General features: G+C 44.5%; 3 protein-coding genes. 1 reads left to right on the forward strand and 2 read right to left on the reverse strand.

Annotated elements, in window-relative coordinates; translation table 11 throughout:
- Positions 1-199: 199 nt before the first annotated feature.
- Positions 200-1,342, reverse strand: coding sequence for a cysteine desulfurase family protein (locus ROSEINA2194_RS19475; RefSeq protein WP_044929066.1), 1,143 nt, complete (start codon positions 1,340-1,342; stop codon positions 200-202).
- Positions 1,343-1,436: 94 nt separating this feature from the next.
- Here ROSEINA2194_RS19475 and ROSEINA2194_RS19480 point away from each other — a divergent pair, with 94 nt between their 5' ends.
- Positions 1,437-2,756: a polysaccharide biosynthesis protein gene (locus ROSEINA2194_RS19480; protein WP_044929063.1), complete on the forward strand. Its 1,320-nt coding sequence runs from the start codon at positions 1,437-1,439 to the stop codon at positions 2,754-2,756.
- A gap of 46 nt (positions 2,757-2,802) precedes the next feature.
- Here ROSEINA2194_RS19480 and nagA read toward each other — a convergent pair whose 3' ends face one another.
- Positions 2,803-3,945, reverse strand: coding sequence for an N-acetylglucosamine-6-phosphate deacetylase (nagA, locus tag ROSEINA2194_RS19485; protein ID WP_007890972.1), 1,143 nt, complete (start codon positions 3,943-3,945; stop codon positions 2,803-2,805).
- Positions 3,946-4,155: the final 210 nt, after the last annotated feature.

Genomic DNA, 4,155 nt, shown 5'->3' on the forward strand with positions numbered 1-4,155 from the left:
GTGAGCCTCTGCTTCACAAATTTTTCCTCAGAAGCCCAGCGGAATGCCCGGCGAACAGGAACATCATATTTCGTCTGTACCGTTTTTCTTTTTCATTACATATAAAATTCTGACTTGTGAGAGGGCGCTTATATCTGCCACTTCACAGCCTAAGAAAGCACCACAAAATCTGCTGCTCTACGGTAAGTTAATCTCCGGTTTAACCGCGCAGGATGGCGATATTGCGTTTTAATGAAACAAGCGCTGCATCCACATCTGCCCGCGTCGTATCGCCGCAGAGCGTGAGTCTTATCGTGCCCGGTGCATATTCTTCCGGCACTCCCAATGCCTTGATCACATAAGAAATCCGTTCTTCACCTGTATTACATGCGGAACCGCCTGATGCACAGATTCCATCTTCGTCCAGCAAAATCAACAGCGATGCCCCCTCAAGTCCTTTAAAACTAAAATTCACATTGCCCGGTAACCGGATACTGCGATGTCCATTCAATTTTGCATCCGGAATTTCATGCATCACACGTTCGATCAGATAATTGCGAAGCATAATTTCTTTTTGCACTCTTTTTCTCATGTTTCCGTAAGCAATCTCTGCTGCTTTCGCCATTCCGGCAATTCCGGCTACATTCTCCGTACCGGCACGTTTTCCTCTCTCCTGACTTCCGCCATGGATAAAAGATGGGATATCAATGCCATCACGGATATACAAAAAGCCAACGCCCTTTGGCCCATGAAATTTATGTGCACTTGCGCTCAGCAGATCGACTGGATAATAATTTACCGAAAGTGGTATCTGCGCATACGCCTGCACAGCATCTGTATGGAATAAAATCTGTTTTTCGCGCGCAATTTTTCCAATCTGATAAATTGGTTCGATCGTTCCGACTTCGTTATTGGCAAACATCACGGAAATCAACGTTGTATCCGGTCTTATAGCATCCATTACCTGTTCCGGCGAAATCAGTCCATCCCCGTCCACTTCCAGATAAGTAACATCATATCCCAGTTTTTCCAGATACTCGCAGGAATTCAAAATGGCGTGATGCTCAATGTTGGTTGTTATAATATGCCGCCCTTTTTTCTTACAGGCGGCTGCAATATTTTTTACTGCCCAGTTATCAGACTCCGAACCGCCTGATGTAAAATAAATCTCTGAGGTTTTTGCATGCAGGGTTGCCGCAATGACTTCCCTCGATTTTTCCAATTCTCTTCCCGCATCTTCACCGATACTGTAGGCTGTGGATGCATTTCCATAATTTTCCTGTAAATAAGGTTCCATCGCCTGTTTTACAGCATCAGACATCTGAGTTGTCGCCGCATTATCCAGATAAATCTGTTTACTCATTTTCTCCTCACTTCTCTCATATACTAAATTGATGAATCCGGCACTTCCAAATGCACTCATTTGGTGTCCAGAAATTCTAATCCCGGGAGGTCAAATGTCAAAAAATCTATCTGTAAAAAGAACTTTATTTACCGGAACCCTGCTGCTCACAACTGCCGGCATACTCTCCCGTTTCATTGGTTTCTTCTATAAGATATTCCTCTCACGCACAATTGGTGCAGAAGGTCTCGGAATTTACCAACTGATTTTTCCTGTTATGGCTCTTTGTTTTTCCCTGACCTCTGCCGGAATCCAGACATCTGTCTCAAGATTTGTATCCAGTGAGATTGGGAAGCAAAATCCTGCAGGAGCCAGATTTTATCTGCTGATCGGACTGATTCTGTCTGTATGCCTGTCTGTTTTTACCGGCCTTTTTATGTGGAATCATTCTGAATTTATCGCAGGCTCGTTTCTGCAGGAAACGCGCTGCGCCCCGCTGATCAAAATACTGTCATTCTGTTATGTTCCGTGCAGTATCCACTCCTGCATTAACGGTTATTATTACGGATTAAAAAAAGCGCTTGTGCCGTCTCTCTCCCAGCTTGCAGAGCAGTCAGCGCGTGTCGGGGGTGTCTATCTGATTTATCTCGTTGCACAGAGTAACGGCCGATCCATTGCCATCTCTGACGCCGTGTGGGGGCTTGTACTTGGTGAATTTGCAGGAATGCTTGTCTCCTTAAGCTTTATCGGTTTTGGAGCCTGTAAAGGCAATATAAGAAAAACGACATGGTCTTTGCTTACCATGTCGTTTCCTCTGACGCTCAATCGCCTGACGCTTAATTTATTTACAACTATCGAAAATCTGCTTATACCATACCAGCTAAAATTGTTTGGATACAGTTCCTCTGATGCGCTCAGTATCTATGGCATCCTGACCGGAATGGCATTTGCCATTATCATGTTTCCAACCGTCCTGACCAATTCCATCTCAGTCCTTCTGCTTCCAGTCGTCTCCGAAGCTCAGGCGAAACACAATGACAGACTCATCCGGGAAGCTATTATAAAAACAACTGAGTCCTGTCTCTTGCTCGGTCTGCTCTGTACGATTGGACTTTTAGTTCTCGGTGATTTTATCGGCAACTTTATTTTCAAAAATGCACTCAGCGCCACTTTTATCGTTACAATGAGCTGGATCTGCCCGTTTCTTTATCTCGGAAGCACGTTAAACAGCATCTTCCATGGACTTGGGAAACCTGGAATCACACTGTTTTTAAACCTTTTCTCCTGCCTGATCCGTATTCTTTTTATTATATTTCTGATTCCAGTTATCGGTATCAAAGGTTACCTGACCGGCCTTTTAATCAGTCAGATCGCGCTTTGCGTCCTTGCTTTGCTCTGGCTCTACCGCCTGATGAAAAAGGGCAGTTCCGGATAATCTCCAAACTGCCCCTTTTCTCTGTTCCTATAAAAATTTACAAGTTCTACAAAACGGTCTTTCCATGCTTTACAATTTGTCTGATGTTAAAATCTTCATCCACGATCACACAGTCGGCATATTTGCCATTGTCGATACTTCCATATTTCTCCCACAGTCCAACTGCTTTTGCAGGATTCTCTGTTGCACATGCCACAACCTCCTCAAATGGAAGTCCTGCTTCTTTGACTGTGAACTTCATGCAGTTAAATAAGTTGGTTACAGATCCTGCGATCGCACCGTCCACTGTCAGGGTTGCCTTATTGCCATGTACCTGAACTTCCTGTCCTCCCAGAGAATAGATTCCATCCGGCTTACCGGTTGCCATCATACTGTCACTGATCAGGATAATCCTGTCTTTTCCAAACATCTTAAAACTCGTGCGGATGGTGGATGGATGCAAATGTACACCATCGCAGATCATCTCAACCATAACATTTTCATTATCACAGGCTGCTCCGATCACGCCCGGTGCCCTGTGGGTAAATGGAGGCATTGCATTGTAAAGATGTGTCACCTGTCTCGCACCATGTTCAAATGCTTCCTTTGCAGTATCATAATCGGCGGTTGTGTGTGCCACTGACACGCGCACTTCTCCTTTTACGCTGTCAATAAATTCCATTGCTCCAGGTTCTTCCGGTGCCACAACGCAGACACGGTATAATCCGTCCGCCTCCTTCTGCAGCCTACGGAACATCTCCGCGTCAGGTTTATGCACATATAATGGATTCTGAGCACCTTTTTTCTCCATGGAAATAAAAGGTCCTTCCATATAAATTCCGACTAACTCAGCCTCTTTTGTAAGCAGTGTCTCATCCGCTTTCTGCTCCTCATGGAATGTTTTTGCAGCTTTGCTGATCGTCGTCAGTTCCTCCTCCGACAATGTCATCGTTGCCGGGTGAATGGAAGTGATACCATTTTGCAGCTCATACTCTGCCATGTGGCGCATCGCCTCTACGGTTCCGTCACAGAAATCGACTCCTGCGCAACCATGAAAATGAATATCGATCAGTCCCGGGATCACATAACAGCCCGCTGCGTCGATTTCCTTTCCATCGCCAGAATCTGCTGCGAAAAAGCTGCCATCTGTCGCTACTTCCTTCTCAACGAATTTTCCATTTTCAAATACTTTACCGTTTAAAATCTTCATTGCGATTTCCCCCTTGTCCTGTCCGGTGCTTTTTTCTATACACGGAACAGCTTGTCTTTTTTTTCTTAGCTTTTATTTTAGAATCCTGCTCATGGAAAGTCAAGTTTCACGCAAAAAAACACAGAAATATACAAAAAATCAACAAGAATCAACCTGCTGATCTGTTACCAATAGCATAATTTTCCATCCTCTTAAGTAAAATTGCACAAA

Source organism: Roseburia inulinivorans DSM 16841 (genome assembly GCF_000174195.1).
GTDB lineage: Bacteria > Bacillota > Clostridia > Lachnospirales > Lachnospiraceae > Roseburia > Roseburia inulinivorans.